The 18,666-nt window shown below is 58.4% G+C and carries 21 protein-coding genes; 8 read left to right on the forward strand and 13 right to left on the reverse strand.

Annotated elements, in window-relative coordinates:
* Position 1: 1 nt before the first annotated feature.
* From GRI91_RS01260 to radC, 10 genes are all read right to left on the reverse strand, one after another.
* Positions 2-289: a UvrB/UvrC motif-containing protein gene (locus GRI91_RS01260; RefSeq protein ID WP_160734822.1), complete on the reverse strand. Its 288-nt coding sequence runs from the start codon at positions 287-289 to the stop codon at positions 2-4.
* A gap of 106 nt (positions 290-395) precedes the next feature.
* Positions 396-1,694, reverse strand: coding sequence for a folylpolyglutamate synthase/dihydrofolate synthase family protein (locus GRI91_RS01265; RefSeq protein ID WP_160734823.1), 1,299 nt, complete (start codon positions 1,692-1,694; stop codon positions 396-398).
* A 20-nt stretch (positions 1,695-1,714) separates the two neighbouring features.
* Positions 1,715-2,560 (reverse strand): acetyl-CoA carboxylase, carboxyltransferase subunit beta, encoded by an 846-nt coding sequence (gene accD, locus GRI91_RS01270; protein WP_160734824.1) that lies wholly within the window; start codon positions 2,558-2,560, stop codon positions 1,715-1,717.
* A complete protein-coding gene (gene trpA, locus GRI91_RS01275; RefSeq protein WP_160734825.1) occupies positions 2,557-3,348 on the reverse strand; it encodes a tryptophan synthase subunit alpha in 792 nt (263 codons plus the stop codon). The genes accD and trpA overlap by 4 nt, the downstream gene beginning before the upstream one ends.
* Positions 3,345-4,577, reverse strand: a complete 1,233-nt coding sequence (gene trpB, locus GRI91_RS01280) for a tryptophan synthase subunit beta (RefSeq protein ID WP_160734826.1) — start codon at positions 4,575-4,577, stop codon at positions 3,345-3,347. The genes trpA and trpB overlap by 4 nt, the downstream gene beginning before the upstream one ends.
* Positions 4,574-5,215 (reverse strand): phosphoribosylanthranilate isomerase, encoded by a 642-nt coding sequence (locus GRI91_RS01285; RefSeq protein ID WP_160734827.1) that lies wholly within the window; start codon positions 5,213-5,215, stop codon positions 4,574-4,576. The genes trpB and GRI91_RS01285 overlap by 4 nt, the downstream gene beginning before the upstream one ends.
* A 46-nt stretch (positions 5,216-5,261) precedes the next feature.
* Positions 5,262-5,936, reverse strand: a complete 675-nt coding sequence (pyrF, locus tag GRI91_RS01290; protein ID WP_160734828.1) for an orotidine-5'-phosphate decarboxylase — start codon at positions 5,934-5,936, stop codon at positions 5,262-5,264.
* A gap of 6 nt (positions 5,937-5,942) precedes the next feature.
* Complete coding sequence (locus tag GRI91_RS01295; protein ID WP_160734829.1) at positions 5,943-6,308, reverse strand: LapA family protein; 366 nt, start codon at positions 6,306-6,308, stop codon at positions 5,943-5,945.
* Positions 6,309-6,386: 78 nt separating this feature from the next.
* Positions 6,387-7,703: an adenylosuccinate lyase gene (gene purB, locus GRI91_RS01300; protein WP_160734830.1), complete on the reverse strand. Its 1,317-nt coding sequence runs from the start codon at positions 7,701-7,703 to the stop codon at positions 6,387-6,389.
* A gap of 50 nt (positions 7,704-7,753) precedes the next feature.
* Positions 7,754-8,413 (reverse strand): RadC family protein, encoded by a 660-nt coding sequence (radC, locus tag GRI91_RS01305; protein WP_237437635.1) that lies wholly within the window; start codon positions 8,411-8,413, stop codon positions 7,754-7,756.
* A gap of 129 nt (positions 8,414-8,542) precedes the next feature.
* Here radC and GRI91_RS01310 point away from each other — a divergent pair, with 129 nt between their 5' ends.
* From GRI91_RS01310 to GRI91_RS01345, 8 genes are all read left to right on the forward strand, one after another.
* Complete coding sequence (locus tag GRI91_RS01310) at positions 8,543-11,755, forward strand: intermembrane phospholipid transport protein YdbH family protein (RefSeq protein WP_160734832.1); 3,213 nt, start codon at positions 8,543-8,545, stop codon at positions 11,753-11,755.
* A gap of 17 nt (positions 11,756-11,772) precedes the next feature.
* Positions 11,773-11,997: a YnbE family lipoprotein gene (locus GRI91_RS01315; RefSeq protein WP_337190295.1), complete on the forward strand. Its 225-nt coding sequence runs from the start codon at positions 11,773-11,775 to the stop codon at positions 11,995-11,997.
* A gap of 56 nt (positions 11,998-12,053) precedes the next feature.
* Positions 12,054-12,464 (forward strand): YdbL family probable chaperone protein, encoded by a 411-nt coding sequence (locus tag GRI91_RS01320; protein ID WP_202385389.1) that lies wholly within the window; start codon positions 12,054-12,056, stop codon positions 12,462-12,464.
* 172 nt (positions 12,465-12,636) lie between these two features.
* Positions 12,637-12,954 carry an AtpZ/AtpI family protein gene (locus GRI91_RS01325; RefSeq protein ID WP_160734833.1) on the forward strand — a complete coding sequence of 106 codons (318 nt, stop codon included), beginning with the start codon at positions 12,637-12,639 and terminating at the stop codon, positions 12,952-12,954.
* A 67-nt stretch (positions 12,955-13,021) separates the two neighbouring features.
* Positions 13,022-13,810: a F0F1 ATP synthase subunit A gene (locus GRI91_RS01330; protein ID WP_337190296.1), complete on the forward strand. Its 789-nt coding sequence runs from the start codon at positions 13,022-13,024 to the stop codon at positions 13,808-13,810.
* A gap of 46 nt (positions 13,811-13,856) precedes the next feature.
* On the forward strand, positions 13,857-14,084 hold the full coding sequence (locus GRI91_RS01335; RefSeq protein WP_120325182.1) for a F0F1 ATP synthase subunit C: 228 nt from the start codon (positions 13,857-13,859) through the stop codon (positions 14,082-14,084).
* Positions 14,085-14,166: 82 nt separating this feature from the next.
* Complete coding sequence (locus GRI91_RS01340) at positions 14,167-14,661, forward strand: F0F1 ATP synthase subunit B family protein (RefSeq protein ID WP_160734834.1); 495 nt, start codon at positions 14,167-14,169, stop codon at positions 14,659-14,661.
* Positions 14,654-15,220 carry a F0F1 ATP synthase subunit B family protein gene (locus GRI91_RS01345; RefSeq protein ID WP_160734835.1) on the forward strand — a complete coding sequence of 189 codons (567 nt, stop codon included), beginning with the start codon at positions 14,654-14,656 and terminating at the stop codon, positions 15,218-15,220. The genes GRI91_RS01340 and GRI91_RS01345 overlap by 8 nt, the downstream gene beginning before the upstream one ends.
* Before the next feature lie 142 nt (positions 15,221-15,362).
* Here GRI91_RS01345 and GRI91_RS01350 read toward each other — a convergent pair whose 3' ends face one another.
* From GRI91_RS01350 to GRI91_RS01360, 3 genes are all read right to left on the reverse strand, one after another.
* A complete protein-coding gene (locus GRI91_RS01350) occupies positions 15,363-16,562 on the reverse strand; it encodes a BaiN/RdsA family NAD(P)/FAD-dependent oxidoreductase (RefSeq protein WP_160734836.1) in 1,200 nt (399 codons plus the stop codon).
* Positions 16,563-16,813: 251 nt separating this feature from the next.
* The gene (locus GRI91_RS01355) at positions 16,814-17,737 is read right to left on the reverse strand and encodes an SDR family oxidoreductase (RefSeq protein ID WP_160734837.1); all 924 of its coding nucleotides are present in this window, start codon (positions 17,735-17,737) and stop codon (positions 16,814-16,816) included.
* Positions 17,738-17,767: 30 nt separating this feature from the next.
* A complete protein-coding gene (locus GRI91_RS01360; RefSeq protein WP_160734838.1) occupies positions 17,768-18,520 on the reverse strand; it encodes a glutathione S-transferase family protein in 753 nt (250 codons plus the stop codon).
* Between the last annotated feature and the right edge of the window lie 146 nt (positions 18,521-18,666).

Here is an 18,666-nt window from a genome sequence, read left to right on the forward strand (position 1 = left end):
CTCAGGGCCTGCGTTTCCCCCGCCGGTTGCGTCCCTTTGTCATGGGGTCAGGCTTGGCGGGCGGTTTCCACCCCTCCGGCCTGCTTTGCCCCTGTTGACTTGTCCCCAGACCCATTGCGCCAGCTTTTTGGCGGGTCAGGCCGGACAGATCGGCCTGCTCGGCAGATTCCGCGCTGGCTCCGCCGCGCATCAGATTAATTCTGTCCCGGCAGCGTTTGGCTTCCTCAAAATCCAGGGCCTGCGCGGCCGCCTGCATCTTTTCCGTCAACGTCTCGATCGTTTCAGTCATAGTTTTAGGAATGCTTTGGTGGCGCTTTGGCTCCAAAAGCTAAGGATGGTTTTTGACTGATTGCGGATTGATCCCCGGCGCGTCCGCCGGAAGGGTTGTGCCGGTTTCAGTCCGGCAGTTCGCCATTCGCCTTCAGCACTTGCCCGGCAAGATAGAGCGAGCCACCGATCAGCACGCGCTGGCCGTCATCGGGCAGGCGGGTGAGGGCGGTGGCGACGTCGGGGGCGGATCGTGCATCGGCGCCGAAGGCGTCCACGCTATGCGCCTCGCTGCCGGGAATGGGCACCACGGTCAGACTGGAGAGCATGCCTTCCATCGGTTTGATCAGCGCCTGCGGGTCCTTGTTGGATAGCATGCCGATGACCAGATGCAGTTTCTCGCCGCCCAGATGGCGCGCGATCGCTTGTCCGGCATCGGGATTGTGCCCGCCATCGAGCCAGACATCGCGGTTTCTAGCATGGGAAGTGAGCGGGCCTGTGCTCAGTTTCTGCAATCGAGCGGGCCAGCGCGCCGTGCGAATGCCTTCGGCCATCGCAGCAGGCGAGACGGTGACGAAATCCTGATGCCGTAGCATAGCAACAGCGAGCGCGGCATTGTCCCCCTGATGCACGCCGGGCATGGTGGGAAGGGGTAGGGTGAGCGGCCCGAATTTGTCCCGGTAATCGATCGCGTCAGGCGTGATCGTGGCATGCCAGTCCTGCCCGCGCATATGCAACGGAGCACCTTCACGCGCTGCGGCGGCCTGCACTTCGATTTCGGCTATTTCGGGATAATGCTGCGTTACGAGCGGTCGACCGGAGCGCGCGATTCCGGCCTTTTCAAAGGCGATCCGGGCGAGCGGTTCGTCCGGCGTACCTTCCTCAGGCACCAGCAGGAAGCTCTCATGATCGATGCCGAGCGTAGCAATGCCGCAGGCGGCGGGGCGATCGAGCACATTGGTGGCATCGAAACGTCCGCCAAGCCCGACTTCGATCACACAGACATCGGCTGGTATCCGTGCAAAAGCCAGAAAAGTCGCCGCTGTGGTTACTTCGAAGAAACTGGGAGCGAGGTCCTCTCCCGCATCCAGCACTTCTTTCAGCAATTCACCCAGGAACTCATCTGAAATGAGCGCACCGTTCAGCCGGATACGCTCATTATATCGCACGAGATGCGGCTTGGTCGCGCTGTGAACGCGCAGACCCTCGGCTTCCAGCATCATCCGCAGATAAGTGCAGGTCGATCCTTTGCCATTGGTACCGGCGACATGAAAAACTGGCGGCAGATGCTTTTGTGGGTCTCCCAAACGGCCAAGCAGATCGTGAATCACGTCCAGCCCAAGCCGGCCCTGTGGCAGGGTCAGCCGGGCCAGACGATCAAGCTGCGCCTGCACCGCTGGGTCTTCTGAGGTGGCGAAATCCTTCACCGCGTTGTCAGCACTGTTGTTCAGGCTGCCTGAGGCTGGGTATAGGCCAGCAAGCGAGCAAGAGTTGACCGCAAATCCTTACGTTCCACCACCATGTCAACCATGCCGTGGTCGTAGAGATATTCGGCGCGCTGGAAGCCGTCCGGCAATTGCTCGCGGATCGTTTCCTGAATGACGCGCTGTCCGGCAAAGCCGATCAATGCGCCCGGTTCGGCGATGTGAACATCGCCCAACATGGCATAACTGGCCGTGACGCCGCCCGTGGTCGGATCGGTCAGCACCACCAGATAGGGCAATCCTGCCTCCTTCAGCCGGCGTGTCATGACGGTTGCCTTGGGCATTTGCATCAGGGACAAAATACCTTCCTGCATCCGTGCGCCACCGGCGGCGGTGCAGACGACGAAGCCGCATTTTTCTTCGATCGCGCGTTCTGCCGCGGCACAGAATGCAGCGCCAACCGCCATACCCATGGAACCGCCCATGAACATGAAATCCTGCACGCCTACAACTGCTCGCTGGCCTTCAATCTGGCCAAAGGCGGCAGTAAAGGCATCATCGTGCGGGTTCTTGGCACGGGCCTGTTTCAGCCTGTCGGTGTAGCGTTTCGTATCGCGGAATTTCAGCGGGTCTTCCTTCACCTGCGGCGCAGGCAGCAGGGCGTAGCCCGGATCGAGAATCTGGGAGAGGCGCGCATCGGCACCAATCCGCCCATGATGTCCGCAGCGCGGACAGACGGACATGCTGTCCTCATATTCCTTGGCGAACAACATATCATGGCATTGCGGGCATTTGACCCACAGATTGTCGGGTGTTTCGCGCTTGGTCGCGAAGGGTAACGAATTGCGAACACGGTTAAGCCAGCTCATGCGGCATCCTTTCGCGCATTATGCACTGCCTGCGCAAGTGCCTGTGTTAGTTCACGAATATGGGTAGGCGCATTTTCTCCATGCTCACCCACCAGTTCGACAAGCGCTGAGCCTACCACCACGCCATCGGCGACGGCAGCAATGGTCGCGGCCTGTTCAGGAGTGCGCACGCCGAAGCCCACGGCGACAGGCAAATCGGATTTTGCCTTGATATCCGCTACGGCGCGATCGACCGATCCGGCAGCCGCTTGCTGCATACCGGTGATCCCGGCGACCGAAACATAATAGAGAAAACCGGCAGAGCCTTCGAGCACTGCGGGAAGGCGGCGTGCATTTGTGGTTGGCGTGGCGAGCCTGATGGGGGCAATACCATTGTCCCGTAAAGCCGGGCCCAGAGAAGCATCCTCCTCAGGCGGAATATCGACGCAGATCACGCCATCCACACCAGCCTTCGCGGCTTCGGCAGCGAACCATTCCGGTCCGCGGCGAACCATCGGATTGGCATATCCCATCAGCACGAGCGGAACGTCCGGGTGGCGGCTGCGAAATGCAGCGGCGATGTCCAGCACGTCGCGGGTGGTGGTGCCTTTGGCCAAAGACCGCAGATCGGCGGCCTGAATTGCCGGACCGTCGGCCATCGGATCGGTGAAGGGCATCCCCAGCTCCACCACATCAGCGCCGCCCTCTACCAAGGCGTCGAGATTGGCGGCGGTGTCTCCATCACCTGCGGTCAGGAAGCAGACGAGGGCTGGATGCCCTTTGCCGAAAGCCTGTTCTATACGGTTCACAGATCCACCCCCAATGCTTCGGCAACGGTGAAGATATCCTTGTCACCGCGGCCACACAGATTGGCGAGAATGATCTGGTCCTGATCCATGTCCCGGGCGCGCTTCGCCACGGCGGCGATGGCGTGGCTGGGTTCCAGCGCCGGAATGATCCCTTCCGTCCGGCAGAGCAGCTGAAAAGCATCCAGCGCTTCCTTGTCGGTGATGGAGGTATATTCCACCCGGCCGTTTTCCTTCAGCCAGGCGTGTTCCGGGCCGATACCGGGATAATCCAGTCCCGCGCTGATCGAGTGCGCTTCGGTGATCTGGCCGTCTTCATCCTGCAGTAGATAGGTCTTGTTGCCATGCAGAATGCCCGGTGCACCGCCGGTCAGGCTGGCGGCATGTTCCTTATCGAGGCCATGGCCAGCGGCTTCAACACCCAGCATGGCGACATCACGGTCATCCAGAAACGGATGGAACAGACCGATGGCATTGGAGCCGCCGCCGATCGCAGCGACCAGCATGTCTGGCAGGCGTCCGGTGCGGTTCATCAATTGCTCGCGGGCTTCGCGGCCGATGACGCTTTGGAAATCGCGCACCAGTTCGGGGTAGGGGTGCGGCCCGGCCGCTGTGCCGATGATGTAGAAGGTGTCATCGACATTGGCGACCCAGTCGCGCAGCGCCTCATTCATGGCATCCTTCAGCGTGGCTGCGCCCGATTGAACGGGCACCACTTCGGCGCCGAGCAATTTCATCCGGAACACGTTGGGCTGCTGACGCGCGGCATCAGTTGCGCCCATATAGACAACGCAGGGGAGACCAAAGCGTGCGCAGACGGTCGCTGTAGCCACGCCATGCTGACCCGCGCCGGTTTCGGCGATGATGCGGGTTTTGCCCATGCGAATCGCCAGCAAGATCTGACCGATGCAATTGTTGATCTTATGCGCGCCGGTATGGTTCAGCTCATCACGCTTGAACCAGATTTGTGCGCCCTTGCCCTCCGGGGCATCCTGACGCAGCTTCGCGGTCAGGCTTTCGGCATAATAAAGCGGGCTGGGCCGGCCGACATAATGCTCCAGCAAATCCTCGAATTGACGGTGAAACGCAGGATCTGCCTTGGCAGCCTTATATTCGCGTTCCAGTTCGAGGACGAGCGGCATGAGTGTTTCGGCGACATAGCGCCCGCCATATGTGCCGAAATGGCCATGCTCATCCGGCTGATTGCGATAGGAGTTAAGTTTGTCTGTCATATTGACCTTGCCGATTGGCAGAAGGCTGCGATTCTGTCCACGTCCTTGATGCCCGCTGCGCTCTCCACACCAGAAGAGGTATCCACCAGCGGCGCTCCTGTGCTGCGTATGGCCTGCGCCACATTGTCCGGAGTGAGCCCGCCAGCGAGCCCCCATGGCGTGGAACCACGATAGGCGGAGAGCAGCGACCAGTCGAAACTTAACCCCATGCCACCGGGCAAAGTGCCTTTTGGGGTCTTGGCATCGAACAGGAGAAAATCAGCGGCGCCTTCATAGGATGCGGCGCGCTCAATATCGGAGGCAGAGGATACCGAGAGCACTTTCCATACCGGCAGGCCAAACTGTGCCTTTACCTGTGCTGTGCGTTCGGGCGTTTCCTTGCCGTGCAGCTGGATCGCACCAAGTCGTCCGGCTGTGACACTTTCACTCAGCATTCCATCATCGGGGTCGACGAAGACGCCCACGCTGCTGATCCGACCGCTTGCCCGTTCTGCCAGCACTGGCAGATCGCGGATGGTGACAAAACGCGGAGAAGGCGGGAAGAAATTGAAGCCGGCATATTCGGCCCGATTGCGGATCGCCGCATCGAGCGCTTCGGGAGTGGAAATTCCACAAATCTTTATCGCAGGTATAACCATAATGCGCCGTAATCGATCGCCCGCCAGAGGGGAAGTGCGGGCGTATCTAAAGCGTAGCTTCGATAGCGCGCGCTGCTTCGGCTGGGTCCAGCGCGCGGCTGATTGGGCGGCCGATTACCAAAACGCTGGCGCCATCGTCACGTGCCTGACGCGGTGTGACGGTGCGTTTCTGATCGCCTGCCGCGCTGCCGGCGGGACGCAGGCCGGGGACGACGAAGAAACCGTGTTTCCATTGCTTGTGCACCGCGCCAACTTCCTGACCCGAACAGACGATTCCGTCGAGACCGGAAGCCTCGGCGAGTTCGGCCAGGCGCATTACATGGTCATGTGGTGTGCCCGTGACGCCTGCTTTGGTCAGATCACGCTGATCAAGGCTGGTCAGCATGGTGACGGCCACCACTTTGCAGTTTTCCCCGGCCGCTGCCTTGGCATCTTCCATCATCGCCTGACCGCCGGATGCGTGAACGGTGACAATCGCCGGTTCCAGCGTGTGAATGGCCTGCATCGCACCGGCAACGGTGTTGGGAATGTCATGCAGTTTCAGGTCAAGGAAGATCGGCAAACCGCAATGGGCGATTTCATGCACGCCATGCGCGCCATGGGCATAGAAAAACTCCATCCCCAGCTTCACACCGCCAATATGGCCTTTGACCTTTTCAATCAGTGCTTTGCCCGCATCAAGTCGCGGCACGTCGAGCGCAAGAAAAACGGGGTTGCTCATCCGCTGTCAAATCCTTGAAGGGCCGGTTTCATCCGGCGTATGTTCTGGGGCCACGACCGGGTCGGATGCCGGGTCCACGCTTTGCGGCTGGACTGTTTGTGCCGATGGTGCGGGCTGGGCCGGGGGAGGGGGCGTGATTGCGGCTTGCTCCAGATGAGAAATGCGCCGCTTCAACCGCCACTTCGTGCCGCGATAGATGAGCCACATCGGGATAAGCCCGGCCAGAAAAGCCACGATTACCAGCGCCGGGATCTTGGTTTCCAGCACCAGTCCTTCCCATATTTTCACCTCAACCGGATCCCAGTTGAAGATGGAAAAAATCAGCAGTGCGACCAGCACCAGCACCCACATAATCGTCCGCAAAATCTGCAAGGCTCAGCTCCCAAAACCGGTAGGTTTAATCCCAATTGGCCGTGATGGTAGGCCCATCACGGCCAATTGGGAAGTGGCTCAGTTTGCGCCGAAAACGCGGTTGAAAATGGTGTCGACCTGCTTGAAATGGTACTCAAGGTCGAAGCGTTTTTCGAGTTCTTCATCACTCAGCGCGGCGGTCACTTCCGCATCCGCCTTAAGCAGTTCGAGCAGGGACAGAGCGCCGTCGCTTTCCCATACTTTCATCGCATTGCGCTGAACCAGACGATAGGCATCCTCGCGGCTCACACCGTTCTGAGTAAGCGCCAGCAGAACGCGCTGCGAATGAACGAGCCCGCCCATACGGTCCATATTCTTCTGCATACGCTCAGGATATACCAGCAGCTTGTCGATCACACCGGTTAGGCGGCCCAGTGCGAAATCGAGCGTGATGCAGGCATCGGGACCGATGAAGCGTTCGACCGAGCTGTGCGAAATATCGCGCTCATGCCACAGTGCCACATTTTCCATGGCGGGCAGGGCATAGGAACGGACCATCCGGGCCAGGCCGGTAAGGTTTTCGGTCAGCACCGGGTTGCGCTTATGCGGCATGGCGCTCGATCCCTTCTGGCCGGGGGAGAAATACTCCTCCGCTTCCAGAACTTCAGTGCGCTGCAGATGGCGCACTTCGACAGACAGACGCTCGATCGAGCTGGCAATCACGCCCAGCGTGGCGAAGAACATCGCATGGCGATCACGCGGGATCACCTGCGTGGAAACAGGCTCAGGCGTCAGGCCGAGGCGTTCGGCGACATGCTCTTCCACCGAAGGGTCGATATTGGCGAAAGTGCCGACCGCACCCGAAATGGCGCAAGTGGCGATATCATCGCGCGCGGCGACGAGGCGCGCGCGGCAACGTGAAAATTCGGCATAGGCTTCGGCCATTTTCAGACCGAACGTCACCGGCTCGGCATGAATGCCATGGCTGCGGCCGATGGTGGGGGTGTATTTGTGTTCCTCCGCGCGGCGCTTGATCGCGGCCAGCAGCAGATCGATATCTTCCAGCAGCAGGTCGGCGCTACGGGCGAGCTGCACGGCCAGCGTGGTGTCGAGCACATCCGAGCTGGTCATGCCCTGATGCATGAAGCGTGCTTCATCACCGACATTTTCCGCCACCCAGGTGAGGAAGGCGATCACGTCATGCTTGGTCACGGCTTCGATGGCATCAATCGCCTCGACATCAACCTTGGGGTTGGTTTCCCACCATGCCCACAGTGCCTTGGCCGCGCTTTCCGGCACTACGCCCAGTTCGCCGAGCTTTTCGGTGGCATGCGCCTCAATTTCGAACCAGATGCGATATTTCGCTTCTGCTTCCCACAGGGCGGTCATTTGAGGGCGGGCGTAGCGGGGAACCATGGCAAACTCCGAGAAAAGGAAATCGGCGTGCGGCTAGGCCGAGCGGGGCGTTAGATCAAGCCCTTCGCCTTTAGCGATATTTGCCCCTCGCTCCCAATAATGACGTGATCATGCAGAATTATGCCAAGCAGGCCGCCTGCTTCCGCGATGCGCCGGGTGATCTGAATATCCGCGCGGCTGGGCTCAGGATTGCCGCTGGGATGGTTGTGCACGAGGATGAGCGAAGACGCTCCGATGTCGAATGCCTTGCGGATGACTTCGCGCGGGTGAATGGCCGCTTCGTCAATCGTGCCATCGCCAACATGGTGATCAAACAGCAGCCGATTCTTGGAATCGAGATATAAAATGCGCACCCGCTCCACCGTCAGATGCGCCATATCGATGCTGAGATAATCGAGCAGCGCTTGCCAGCTCGACAAGACGGGCCGCTCCATCACTTCGCTGCGCGCCATTCTGCGGGCGGAGAGCGCCACGATCTTGAGCGCGCCGGCGCTGACTTCACCCATGCCGGGGACGGCAGACAGCGCTTTGGGATCAGCATTCAGGACCTTGGCCAGCGATCCAAAACGGCGCAGCAGCTCTTTGGCGAGCGGTTTGGTGTCACCGCGGCTGCGCGCGGCAAAGAGAAGATATTCAAGCACTTCATAATCGGCCAGCGCCTCTGCCCCGCCATTCAGCAGCCGGTCACGCAGGCGGGCACGATGGCCCAGTGCATCGCGCCGGACTTGCGCTTGCTGATCGGAACGCGATGAAGTTTCGCTGCTTGTCTGGTTTTCCACGCGCCTATCCCCCGGTAAGACATTGCCTTTGCCGCGCTCAGCGCGCAAGTGGCGGAAGATATGACGCAGACCATCGATATGGATGATGAAACAACGGACACCGCATCCGCGCGGCGACATGTCTGGCGATTCGTCCTGCTCGGTCTGCTGGCATTTTTGCTGGTCGTGCTGGGTGTCGCCTGGTGGCAACGCGAATCAATCGCGGATCGGCTGATCACCGATACGCTCGCCTCCTATGGCATAGAGGCGCGCTATAATATCGAGCGCATTGGTGCCGATCAGCAGGTGCTGACTGATATCGTGATTGGCGATCCGGAAAATCCGGACATGACGATCGAACGCGCGCAAATGCAAATAAGTCCGCGATTCGGCCTGCCGGACATTGCTGAAATCCGGCTGATCAAGCCTCACCTGCGTGCACGGTTTACCAATGGTGCATTTGATCTGGGCGCGCTCAATCCGTTGCTGGAAGGTGGTGACGGCGGGCCGTTCGAATTGCCGAATATCAATCTCCGCATTGTTGATGGCCGGGCGAGTGTCACGACCGACTATGGCAATGTGGGCGCTGCGCTGTCGGGCTCCGGCAATTTGCAGGGCGGATTTACCGCGCAAATGGCGGCAGTGTCCCCCGGTCTGACCGTTTTGGAATGCGATATACGCTCCGTTCAGCTGACCGGGCAGCTGGCGATCCGGTCAGAGCAGCCTGAGTTCAAAGGTCCGCTTTCGCTTCGCCGCGTGAAATGCGCGGGGCAGGGCATCTCGACCGGACAGGCACAGGCCGATCTTGACCTGGTGATCGATCGCGACCTTTCTGGCGGTGAGGGGAAACTCGATCTCAAACTGGCCGATCTGATTGTCGGAGCAAACCGTCTGCGCCACCTGACGGGCGGGATGGATGGTGAGTGGCGGAATGATTCGCTCAATATGGGTTATGATCTGACCGGTCGTAATCTGAGGACGCCGGTGTTGGCTTTGGAGCGGGCCGCGGCCACGGGGGCGATCCGCAGTCATGCCGGGCTGTCCGATTATGACGTGACGGGCGAGGCCAGTGGGCGCAATATTCGCATGGGCGAATTTGTGAACACATCCCTGAACGACGCGGCAAGCGCAGCAGGTGACACCTTACTCGGCCCCATCCTTTCTCGCATCGCGGATAATCTTAAGAGTGAGGAGGCGCGTAGCCGCTTTTCCGGTGAGTTCAGCTACCGCGCGGGGAAGGACGGTCGGCATCTCGATATCCCACGTGCGCGGCTTTGGGGCGGTAGCGGCGACGCGCTGATGTCCGTTTCACGCGTGAGCTTTGACCAAACCAATGAAGAAGCAGGGCGTTTCTTCGGTAATTTTACGAGCGGCGGGCGCGGTCTGCCGCGAATTGCCGGGCGTATGGAAAAGAGCGGCAATGGGCGAACTGTTTTGCGTTTGACCATGGCTGACTATGCTGCGGATGATAATTCACTGGCGATCCCTGAATTGATCGTGCTGCAGGATGGCTCTGGCCGGCTAGGTTTTTCCGGACGGCTGGCGGCCAGCGGCAGGCTACCGGGCGGCCGCGCGGATGATCTGCTGGTCCCGCTATCGGGCAATATCTCGGCAGACGGCGTTCTCTCACTCTGGAGGCGCTGCGCCGATATTCGCTTTGGCCGGTTGCAGCTCGCCAATCTGAGGGTGGAAGACCGAAGTCTGCGGCTCTGTCCGGCGCAGGGCCAGCCTATCCTGCGCTATGGCGCGAAGGGGCTGAAATTGTCAGCCGGCGTGCCTCAGCTCGATCTGGCTGGGTATCTTGGAGAAACACCGATTCGCTTGCGCAGTGGCGCGGTGGGCATTGCCTATCCGGGCAAGATCGCCGCGCGCGATATTCACGTTGGCCTGGGGCCGGTCGCCACCGCATCAACTTTCCTGATCAGCGATTTAAGAGCTGGGGTTGATCTGGATGGCGGAATTTCCGGAGGATTCGCGGGTGCGGATGTGAAGCTGGCCGCTGTGCCGCTCGACATTCTGGACCTCGCCGGCAGCTGGCAATTCGCCGATGGCGTCCTGCGTTTGACCGGCGGCGGATTCCGATTGGAAGACCGTTCAGACAGCGCACGGTTCGAGCCGTTGGTAGGGCGCGACGCTGACCTGACGCTTGAGGATAATCGTATCACCGCCGCCGCAATTCTGCGTGACCCCGGCAGCAACCGGGAAGTTACTCGCGCGGCCATCACGCATGATCTGGCCACTGGCAGCGGCGATGCCGACCTCAGGGTGGATGGTCTGGTCTTTGATGAGGATATGCAGCCCAGCGATCTCACGCAGCTGGCGCTCGGCGTGGTCGCCAATGTCGATGGGATTGTGACCGGTCGCGGCAAAATAGCCTGGAATGAAGCAGGCATCACCAGCAGTGGCCGTTTCTCCAGCAGCAATTTGGATCTCGCCGCGCCCTTTGGTCCGGTAAGAGGGGCATCTGGCACGCTCAACTTCACCGATTTGCTTGGCCTGACGACCGCACCGGGACAGACAATCCAGGTCGCCTCGGTCGATCCGGGCATCGAAGTGTTCGATGGCGAAGTCTCCTTTCAGATCCTGCGTGGAGAGACAATTGCGGTTGAGGGCGGGAAATGGCCGTTCGTCGGCGGTTCGCTCACCCTCCGGCCTGTACGGATAAATCTGGGGCTGGATGAAACCCGCAGCTACATCTTCGAAATCGAAGGACTGGATGCGGCGAAATTTGTCGATCGGATGGGGCTTGCCAATCTTAGCGCCAGCGGAATCTTCGACGGGACATTGCCCGTGGTGTTCAGCGGAGAAAATGGCGCGATCGAAGGCGGCTTGCTGCTGTCTCGTCCGCCCGGCGGCAATGTCTCCTACGTGGGTGAGCTATCCTATGAGGATTTGTCGCCCATGGCCGATTTTGCCTTCGATGCCTTGCGCTCGCTGGATTACCGACAAATGCGAATCGGAATGGATGGGCCGCTGACGGGCGAAATCGTCACCCGAGTGCGCTTCGACGGGGTCAGTCAGGGGGACGGTGCCTCCAACAATATCATCACCCGCCAGATTGCGCGGCTACCTCTGCGTTTCGACGTTAATGTGCGTGCGCCATTTTATAAGTTGATTGGGTCGCTCAGTTCTCTTTACGATCCGGCCGCTGTGCGCGACCCGCGTGATCTTGGCTTGATCGATGTCGAAGGCGATATGCTCGACCGGCAAGTGACGGACAGTGAATTGCCAGGCGGCGACGCCGGAAAAGAAAATCCCACCATTCAGTCCAGTGAAAGCGAGACTATGCCATGAGGCAAGCAAGACAGATTGTGGCTGCCCGTTGCGGGGGCACGGGCCAGCGCGGCGTTACTGGCCGCATGCTGGCGTTGCTTACTCCCTTATGCGGCGCAGCGGTACTTGGAGGATGCATATCCATCAATGCGCCGGATAAGCCTATCGTGATCGAGCTGAATATAAATATCACGCAGGAAGTGATCTATCGGTTGGCAGAAGATGCTGGCAACACGATTGAAGACAATCCGGATATTTTCTGAATGCTCAGGCGTTCTGAGATACTATTGGTGATACGCGGAAACAGAGGCAGATGATTATGAAACAGACAGCCATCACAAAGAAAATATCCGCGCGGGCGCTAGCAGCAGTTGGCGCTGCAGCCGTTCTGGCCAGCGCCTTCGGCAGCCCGGCTCTGGCGCAGCGTGACCCCGCATACGCGCAGGCGCGGGCGCAGGGTAAAGTGGGCGAAAAGATGGACGGTTATCTGGGGATTGTCGGTTCCGGTGACGCGCAATTGCGCAGTCTGGTCGACGATATCAACATCAAGCGCCGCGCTGTCTACGCTGACAAGGCCAAAGCCGCCAATGCGACGCTGGAGGAATACGCTTTCACTGCAGGCTGTCTCGCCATTTCCCGGACCGAGCCTGGTGAAAAATATCAGGCGCCCTCAGGCGACTGGAAAACCCGCACGTCATCGGCTCCGGAGCGAGATCCTCGCTGCCCCTGATTAATCCGTAAGATCAGGGTTTATGCGCTTGTCTCAGGCACTTCTGGGGTAAGCGCCGGGAGAGTTTTCCGCTGTCAAATGGTTGACTCGTTCATATGCCCCGCCTAAGGGGGCCGCGCCCTTAGGGGGTAGCTCATTGCTCATGTCTGAAACTGTCTCTAAGGAGACAGGCATGAGTGATGAAACGCCCGGACGGGAACCCATTGGTGAGGATGCGCGGATCGATGCGCTTGATGCTCGGCTTAAGGCCGCGCGCGAGCGGGAAGATCATCGCAACCGACCGCAAGTGCAGGGTGCCGATGCGAATTATCGTATGGGTAACCGGGTATTGGCGGAATTACTTGGTGGGCTCATCGGTGGCGCGCTTATTGGTTGGGTAATCGACCGGTTTGCTGATACGTCGCCTTGGGGACTGTTAGTGATGTTGACCTTAGGGATCATCGTTGCTTTCAGGAATATTATACGGATTTCGAACCGGCGATCCGACTGACGAATTCTCAAAAGGAATTCACCGGATGGCCGTTTTTATTTTGGCGTTAGGGTAGGGGCGCGAAACAGTGGCAGCCGAACAGGCCAAAGTCGACCCGATGCACCAGTTCACGATCGAACCGATTCTCGGTTCGCAGAACTGGGAAATCGCCGGCTACAACATTGCATTCACCAACAGTGCATTGTGGATGGGCCTCGCGGCCATCGCATTGTGGCTGTTCGTTTTCGGCGGCATGAAGCGTCAGCTCGTGCCCGGCCGTTGGCAAATGGCGGTGGAAAGTTTCACCGGCTTCATCGATGACATGCTGGAAGCGAATATCGGCAAGGCCGGGCGCAAATATGTGCCCTATGTCTTCTCGCTGTTCATGTTCATCCTGTTTGCCAATATTCTGGGCCTGCTGCCCGTCGGTCTGTTTGGGGTTCATCCCTTTACCTTCACCAGCCATTTCACAGTGACTGGTGTGCTGGCGCTGCTGTCCTTTTCGATCGTTCTGGTCGTGGGATTTGCGAAGCACGGCTTCCGTTTCTTCTCGCTGTTCATTCCACACGGTACGCCCGTGGTGATGATGCCGCTGATCTTCTTCGTCGAACTGGCGAGCTTCATGGTGCGGCCGTTCTCTCTCGCATTGCGGTTGTTTGTTGCGATGATGGCTGGGCACCTTCTGCTTGAAGTGCTTTCGAGCTTCGTCATCAGCGGCTTTAATAACGGCATTGGCACCAGCGTGATCGTTGTCATCCCGACCTTCCTGCTGATGATCGGGATCTGCGCGCTGGAGCTGCTGGTCGCCGGTATTCAGGCTTATGTTTTTGCCTTGTTGACTTCGCTTTACATCAACGACGCAGAAAACCTTCACTGATCTTTTTACTTGATACTCAAACGGTTTAATCAAAGGAGTTTTTGAAATGGACGCAGAAGCCGCAAAGCTGCTCGGAGCTGGTCTCGCCGCTATTGGTGCGGGTCTTGCATCGCTCGGCGTGGGTAACGTCTTCGCCAAGTTCCTGGAAGGCGCACTGCGCAATCCGGGTGCTGCTGACGCACAGCAGGGTCGCCTGTTCATCGGCTTCGCAGCCGCCGAACTTCTGGGCCTGCTTTCTTTCGTTGTCGCGATCATCCTGCTTTTCGTCGCGTAACGAAACCGAACACATCTGCGACACCGATCGGTGAAAGCCGGTCGGTGTCGTGTTTCCTCTCCTGTTTATTTCGGACTGACCGATGCCCCAGATAGAACAGCTCGCAGCGACCTATTCGAGTCAGATTTTCTGGCTCCTGGTGATTTTCGGCCTGGTTTTCTTCGTGATCGGCCGTGGGATGGTTCCCAAGGTTATGGATACCGTCGCTCAGCGCGACAAGCAGATCTCCGATGACCTCGCCGCCGCCGAAGCCGCCCGCGCAGATGCGGATAAGCGGGAAGAGGAATGGCGTCAGCGCGAGAATGAAAACCGTGCCCAGGCACAAGCCGTAATCGCCGATGCCAAAGCTCAGGCCGCCTCCAAAACGGAAAGCAAACTCGCTTCCGCGCAGGAACGGGTTGATGCAAGGCTTGCCGAAGCCGAAGCGCGTATTAACGCGGCTCGCGACGAAGCAGCTAATGAAATTCAGTCTGTTGCCAGTGAAGCCGCCCAGGATATCGTGGCGCGTCTTGCCGGCATGAATGTGGCCAAACAAAGCGCCACGGCTGCGGTGAAGAAAGCATTGATCAATGGCTAATCACCCCGAAGTCTTTACTACCGTCGATCCTGATGCAGGCCAGTTCGCAGAACAGCCTCACGATGCAGGACATGTAGAACCCACCGCTTTCGGCCTGGAAGCATTCCAGTGGGTCGCAATTTCCATGACCGTTTTGATCCTCATCATGGTGGTCAAGAAGGTTCCATCTCTGCTGGCCAGCAGTCTCGATGGCCGAATTGCCGCAATTCGTGAGCAGTTGGACGATGCGAAGAAATTGCGCGCCGAAGCCGAAGAACTGCGTCAGGAATATGCTTCCAAAATCGCCAATGCTGAAAAAGATGCGGCAATGATGGTGGAACATGCCCGGACCGAAGCCGAAGCAATCGTGACCAAAGCGGAGGAAGATTCCTCATTGATGGTTGCCCGGCGTCAGCAGATGGCGGAAGACAAGATCGCAGCAGCCGAGCGCGCTGCTATTGAAGAGCTTCGCACCAAGACGGCCAATGCGGCGACCTCCGCCGCACGCAGCCTGATTGCTGATAAATACGAAGCTGAAGGTGATCGTCAGTTGGTGGATTCGACCATCTCCGATCTGTGATCAGAATTGCTTTATTGCGATAAGGGAAGCGGGGCCTCGACAGGCCCCGTTTTCGGATCTGTCAGGAAATAATCGGTCATCCGTGTCGCGATGATCTGCACCGCATTCTGACAGCCAAACCCTCCAAGCAGTATCGTGCGGTCTACGCAGCAGCTTTCAAGGCAATGGCTTCGCCTGCTGCCACCGCGCTGGCCCATGCCCATTGAAAATTATAGCCGCCGAGCCAGCCTGTGACATCAACAGCTTCCCCAATGACGTAAAGGCCAGGCATGGAGCGGGCCTCCATTGTCTTGGACGACAGTTCTTTGGTGCTCACACCGCCTACTGTGACTTCGGCTTTGGCAAATCCCTCACTGCCGCTGGGCGTGAAGGTCCAGCTTTTAAGCCGCTCTTCCGCCGCGTTGAGGCGTTTGTCGGTCAAACTCCCGATCTCACCGTCCAGCCCCAGTTTGGTCAGCAAGGCCGTACTCAGGCGATCAGGCAGTTCGCCGCTCAGAACGCGGCCAATGGATTGCTGCGGCTTTTCCCGCTTGGCATCACTCAGGAATCCAGTGGGATGATCCGGCAGAAAGTTGACGGCGATATTCTCGCCATTTTGCCAATAGGAAGAGATTTGCAGAATAGCGGGGCCAGACAGACCGCGATGTGTGAACAGTGCAGCCTCACGAAACCGGGTCTTGCCCGATATGGTCACAACATCGGCGCTCACGCCTGACAATTCGCGAAACAACGCTTCATCAGCGCCTAAGGTAAGGGGCACCAGAGCCGGGCGCGGCTGAACGATCTTGAGACCGAATTTCCGCGCCAGTTCATAGGCAAATGTGCTGCCACCGATCTTGGGTATCGAGGGTCCGCCAGTTGCCACGACACAGGTTGGCGCTCGAACGGTACGATCCGCGAGCGTGCAGGAATAGTGACCATCCGAATGCGTAGTGTCCCCCAGGGTCACATTGCACTCAATCTCGACTGCACCCTTGGCACATTCCTCCAAGAGCATGTCGACAATTTGCCGCGCTGATTCATCGCAGAACAGCTGACCCAGCGTCTTTTCGTGCCAGGCGATGTGATAGCTTTCGACCAGATCCAGAAAATCCTGCGCGGAATACCGGCTGAGCGCCGATTTGGCGAAATGCGGATTGGCGGAAATGAAACGGTCTGGGGCGCATTGAATATTGGTGAAATTGCAGCGCCCGCCGCCGGAAATCAGAATCTTGCGCCCGGGATTTGGGCCATGGTCTAGGATCAAGACGCGTTGTCCCCGCTGCCCGGCAATGGCCGCGCACATCAGGCCGGCGGCGCCAGCGCCGAGTACGATTGCGTCATAATGATCAGATGATGTCATAAGCGCGGCTCTAACCGCTGATCACCGCGCAGACCAGTGGCAGAAGCATGGCGGCTCCAAAAGTTCAGAGGAGCTGCGAAGCCGGGGCCTGCATCATGCTTTGGTCAACGTGAGCGAAGACAACGTCGCTGTTTCGTTGGCAGAAGAGGATGGGGCGGAATAGGATGGATTGCAGGCTATCGCCAGCACATACGAAAAGGCGGCGCAGACCAATGGTGCGCCGCCTTTTTTAACCTGATGGGAATGCGCCGTCAGAGTTCAGGTCCGTCGAGCACAGTCTGTTTGTCATAAATAGGATTGTACATCAGCGTCCCAAATTTTGCGACGACTTCGGCCCTGGCATCATTGCGTGGTTCGACTGGCTGCGCGCGCAGCAGAGCCTCGTTCCGTGCTTTGATCCCATCGGTAAATTCCGGATGGGTCATGATAAACAGATCATTGCGTTCAATACCGCGCAGAACCCGTTTGCCGACTTCCTCCTTCGACATGAATACTGACGTATCGAAAGGCGGCGGACCCTTGGGTGCTTCATCCGCTTCCTGGGGCTGTTGCTCATTGCGCAGATGGTCTGGCCGCGTGGCCGACGTGGATGTGCCAAGATTGGTTGATACAGGGCCGGGGAAGAAGCAGGAGACGCCGATATTGCTGCCTTCCAATTCGGTTGCCAGCGACTCCATCATGCCCGCCACGGCGAATTTGGCGGTGCAATAGAGACCTGCCGAACCCACTGCGGAGAAGCCACCAGTCGAACTTGTCGCTACGATGTGGGATGGTTCACCATGTGCCTTCATGCGCGGCAACAGCGTGACCAAGCCGTTCACAACACCGTAAATATTGACCTGAACATTGAAGTCCCAGTCCTTATAGCTCGCTTCCGACATCGGGCCGGTAATACCCACGCCGGCATTGAGCGCGAGGATATGAATATTGCCGAACAGGCTCTCCGCCTCTTCGACGGCTTTTACCCAGCCATCGCGGTCTGTCACATCAAGTTTTACCGCTTGAACGGCCAGATTGGTGCCGGAGAATTCCTCCAACGCTTCATCCAGAGCTTCCTGGCGAATGTCGGAGATGACAACTTTCATGCCGGCTTCAGCGAATGCTTTCGCCATACCGAGCCCCATGCCGCTGGCGCCGCCAGTGATGAAGGCTGTTTTTCCTTTAACGTCTTTCATGGCATCCTCTTATTATGATTGCGGGCTTGGTCAGCCCGGTAATTGGGGAGTGGGCGTGGTGCCTGGCAGGCCGAATAATTCATGCATGCCGTTATGGCGGCCAAGTCCGTCAAACAGATTCAGCCCGCGTTCTATCCAGTCGCGCAGCGGTTCATCATCATGCAGCGGCGGAATGGTGCAGATGGAGCCGCACCACAGGAACGTGCTGAGTACGCAATAATCAGCATATAATGGCGTGTCGCCGCCCAGCCATTTTTTGTCTTTGAGCAGATTGCGCAGCGGTTGAAGCAGTGGAATGACCTCCGGAAGGCGTTCTTCACGGCCCTGCGCCACATCTTCAATTTTCTGGCCGCCGAGAAACATGCGTTCACGGCTTTCGCGGACATAGGGTTTGTCCCGTTCCAGCGACTGGTCGTAATAATCCTTGATATAGCACCGGAACCACGGGTGAATGATGTTCTGCCACATCCATCCATCAATGAATTTGGTCAGCTGTTTTTGACCGGGGCCTTCATAGAGCATTGGCCGGTCGGGATATTTCTCGTCGAGATAATCGGCAATGAACCAGCTGTCCTTGATCCATTCTCCGTCATCCTTGATCACGGGAACGCGATCGGAATAACCCTCCGTGATATCTGCGATGCCGGTGAAGCCATTGGGAATGATGTCTATATCAAATCCCTTATGCTTCAGCGCATATTTGATCCGCCAGACATAAGGACTGATCGTGCAGCCCGACTGGACCTGCAGATCGAGCAGCGAAATGACGTTATCCTGTGCCATGCCCGGCAATCTCCCATCCTCTATTCGTCGCATGTCCACTCATTGAACGCGGCAGTGCCGTCACGTTCAACATCACTATCAGATAGCGCTTCGAGAATGACTTTGTCCAGAAAATCCGGCCGAAACATTTATGTAGATTGCAGATA

The sequence above is a fragment of the Altericroceibacterium endophyticum genome (assembly GCF_009827595.1).
Classification (GTDB): Bacteria; Pseudomonadota; Alphaproteobacteria; order Sphingomonadales; family Sphingomonadaceae; genus Altericroceibacterium; species Altericroceibacterium endophyticum.